Origin of the sequence: Klebsiella sp. MS 92-3 (genome assembly GCF_000195655.1) — a bacterium.
Taxonomy (GTDB): Bacteria; Pseudomonadota; Gammaproteobacteria; order Enterobacterales; family Enterobacteriaceae; genus Klebsiella; species Klebsiella pneumoniae.
Genome location: NZ_GL882825.1, coordinates 26,158 through 29,663, shown reverse-complemented (window position 1 = coordinate 29,663; position 3,506 = coordinate 26,158). Strand labels below are relative to the sequence as shown.

Here is a 3,506-nt window from a genome sequence, read left to right as displayed (position 1 = left end):
CGCTAAGCATAGCGCCAGCGGGCACGAAGGATTACAGCGTATGTTCGGTACGGGCGATGATATCGTCCTGGGTATCCGGCGACAGGGCGGTGAAGAACGCCGAGTATCCAGCGACGCGGACCACTAAATCGCGGTACTGGTCAGGATGTTTCTTGGCTTCCAGCAGCGTGTCGCGCGACACGATGTTGTACTGGATATGCCAGCCTTTGTGCACCTCGAAGAAAGTGCGCAGCAGCACCATCAGCTTCTGCTTATCGGACTCGTTCTCCAGCGTTGACGGATTCAGCTTCTGATTAAGCAGCACGCCGCCGAGGATCGCCCCGGTCGGCAGCTTGCCCACCGAACTGATAACCGCCGTCGGCCCCAGATGATCGGTACCGGAGGCCGGGCTGGCCCCCTCCGCCAGCGGGGTATGCGCTTTACGGCCATCCGGCGTTGCCATGGTCTGCGCGCCGAACGGGACGTTAGCGGAAATAGAGGAGGTGCCAGCGTAATAATTGCCGCCAATCGGGCCGCGGCCATAGCGCGGGTTGTGATACTGCTTCAGCTCGTCGATATAGGTCTGGTAGGCCCGCGCCAGCAGTTGGTCGACGCTGTCATCATCGTTACCATACTTCGGCGCGCCGTTGATCAACCGCTGGCGCAGCTGCTCGTGGGTCAGACCGTCGAAATCTTCCGCCAGCGCCTTCGCCAGCTCCTGCTGGCCGATGGCGCCCTGATCGAAGACCAGTTTTTTCACCGCCGCGAGGCTGTTGCCGAGGTTGGCGATACCCACCTGCAGGCCGGAAACCCAGTCATACTTCGCGCCGCCCTGCTTAATGCTTTTCGCCCGTTCGATGCAGTCATCGACCAGCGCCGAGCAGAGAATATCGTGGACGTTCTCTTCCAGCATGGTATCGACCACGTACTCAATCTCGATGGATTTACGGGTGTAGTAACGAATCTGGCGGTCCCAGTCGGCTAGCACCTGATCGAAGTTAGCGAAGTTGCCTTTCGACAGAGCGTGCTCCTGCGGCAGGAACACCTGACCGCTGGTGGCATCGCGGCCGCCTTCCAGCGTCGCCAGCATCACCCGCGCGAAGTTAATAAAGCTCATGCCGGTGCAGCGGTAGCCCCACTTACCGCCGACCGCGGTTTCGATACAGCCGATAGCCGCGTAATCGTAGGCGTCCTGCGGCTCAATGCCCAGCTTAATGAATTCCGGGATGACGATTTCATCGTTGTTAAACGCCGGCATGCCGAAACCGCAGCGGATCACCTGGACGCAGGCGTCGAGGAAGTCGTTGCTCATCCCGGCGTGGTAGCGCACGCTGAGGTTCGGCTGGGTAGAACGCAGGCGACCGCAGGATTCCAGGATCGCATACGACAGCGGGTTGACCGCGTCCTGCGGCTTACCATCCACCAGATTCTGGCCGCCGATGGTGACGTTCTGGTATAGCGGGCTGCCGGCAGAGGCTTTGGAGTGCGAGCCGGAACGGATCTTATTGACCTCCAGCAGCTTCAGCCAGCAGCTGTGCAGCAGCTCAATGGCCTGTTCGCGATCCAGCGACTGTTGCAACTCAACGTCGCGGCGGTAGTACGGGTAGAGGTACTGGTCCATACGGCCGAAGGATACCGAATGGCCATTGGATTCAATCTGCAGGATAAGCTGAATGAAGTAGCACAGCTGCAGCGCCTGCCAGAAGGTTTTCGGCGGCTCATGGGCGATGACGTCGCAGTTTTCGGCAATCGTCAGCAGTTCGTGGCGGCGTGATTCGCGGGATTCTGCTGTCGCCATCTCGCGCGCCAGCGCGGCGAAGCGTTTGCTGTGATCGCTGACCGCTTCCAGCACGATATCAATCGCTTTCAGGAACTGCTCGCCGTGCAGGTCTTCCAGTACCGTCAAATTGATACGCGAGCGGCGTTCGGCGACTTTCGCACGCATCCCGTCGAGCCCTTTCTCCAGCAGCAGGGGGTAGTTGACCGCGAGGTGAGCATCCCCGGAGGTCATATTGCCTTCCGCCTTAATAATGCCGGTGGCGAGCAGCGCCTTTTGCTCATCGGTGAACATACCGTAACAGCGGTCTTGTACGGTCTGGCCGCGCCACCATGGGCACACTTCATGCAATACGCGTTTATTCTCCTCGCTGACCGAGAAGCCGGCGCCGGGGCGGTCGGCGAGATCGTCGATCTCTTTCTCAATCCAGCTGACGGTGTATTCCGGGAAAATAGGCGCGGCGCGCACTTCGCTGGCCTGGTTACCGACGATCAGCTCATCGTGCTTGATCCAGATGGTGCGCTCCGCCAGGTGGTGAGCCAGCGCCAGCGCGCGGCGCACCGGGATCGGTTTATCGAGATGCCGCTGATACATCTCCGTATAGTGGCTGGCGCGCTCGGTACAGACCGGCGGCTTGACGATATGCACCAGCGCCATTTTATGGGCCTGGATACGGGCGCTGAGGGTGTTGAGCTTCAGGGTAGTCATAGGGTTATCCTCGTAATATCGCCGTTAGCCCCTTGCTTTGCGCATAATCCTGCGCGAAGGCGAGCAGCTCAGGAGCGTCCAGCGGTTTGTCCGGTGCGGTGTAGGGCTGACTGAGTAACTGGTATTTGTTCATTCCCAGCGTGTGGTACGGCAGGTAATGGATCTCGCTGACCTGCAGGCGATCGGCGGCAAAATCGGTGATCGCGGCAATGTCGGCTTCGCTGGCGTTGAATCCCTGGATCAACGGCACGCGAATAATCATTTTTTTCCCCGCCTGCGCCAGACGCTGCAGGTTATCCAGCACCCGGCGGGCGCTGCCGTCGGTCCACTGCAGAAAAACGGCCTCGTCAACGTGCTTCAGATCGGCGAGAAACAGGTCGACAAAGGGTAAAGCCGGTTCAATGTATTTCCACGGCACGTGCAGGCAGGTTTCCACGGCGGTGTGAATGCCTGCCTGATGACTGGCTTCGAACAGCGCTTGCGCCAGCGTTGGGTTCATAAAGGGTTCGCCGCCGGAAAGAGTGATGCCGCCGCCGCTGCGATCGTAGAATGGTTTATCACGCAGCACCGTCGCCATGATCTCCTCGACGCTCTTCTCCTCGCCGCACACCGTGAGCGCGGTGGTGGGGCAGCAGTCGCGCAGCGCGGCGATATGGCTGTCGTTAACGTTTTGCCGGTGAATGATCAGGCCATCGAGGGTGCGGGTGATAACCGCCGGCGCCGCCTGCTGGCACAGCTCGCAGCCGGCCAGGCACAGCCGCGAGTCATACAGCAGATCTTCGCTACGGGCGCGGCTCTCCGGGTTCTGGCACCAGCGGCAGCCCAGCGAGCAGCCTTTCAGGAAGACGACGGTGCGGATCCCTGGGCCGTCATGGGTGGAATAGCGCTGGATGTTGAAGATCATGGCTTATCCTCTTGTTTGCGTATGAATATAAAAACACTTTCGAATGAAAGTTATGTTGACGCAAATCAACAAGCGGGATGGGGATAAGTCAGAGAGGAGAAAATAACGAGAGCGGTCACAAAACCACCCCCCCCCCCC

General features: G+C 59.7%; 2 protein-coding genes. Both read right to left on the bottom strand.

Annotation, left to right across the window (positions count from 1 at the left end; genetic code table 11):
• Positions 1-31 precede the first annotated feature (31 nt).
• Entirely contained in the window at positions 32-2,464 is a 2,433-nt protein-coding gene (locus HMPREF9538_RS09760; RefSeq protein WP_009485556.1) for a formate C-acetyltransferase/glycerol dehydratase family glycyl radical enzyme, read from the bottom strand.
• Positions 2,465-2,468: 4 nt separating this feature from the next.
• Entirely contained in the window at positions 2,469-3,368 is a 900-nt protein-coding gene (locus HMPREF9538_RS09765) for a glycyl-radical enzyme activating protein (RefSeq protein WP_009485555.1), read from the bottom strand.
• Between the last annotated feature and the right edge of the window lie 138 nt (positions 3,369-3,506).

Coding starts and splice junctions, on each gene's coding strand:
- HMPREF9538_RS09760 (WP_009485556.1), bottom strand. CDS start 2,464: ATGACTACCCTGAAGCTCAACACCCTCAGCGCCCGTATCCAGGCCCAT.
- HMPREF9538_RS09765 (WP_009485555.1), bottom strand. CDS start 3,368: ATGATCTTCAACATCCAGCGCTATTCCACCCATGACGGCCCAGGGATC.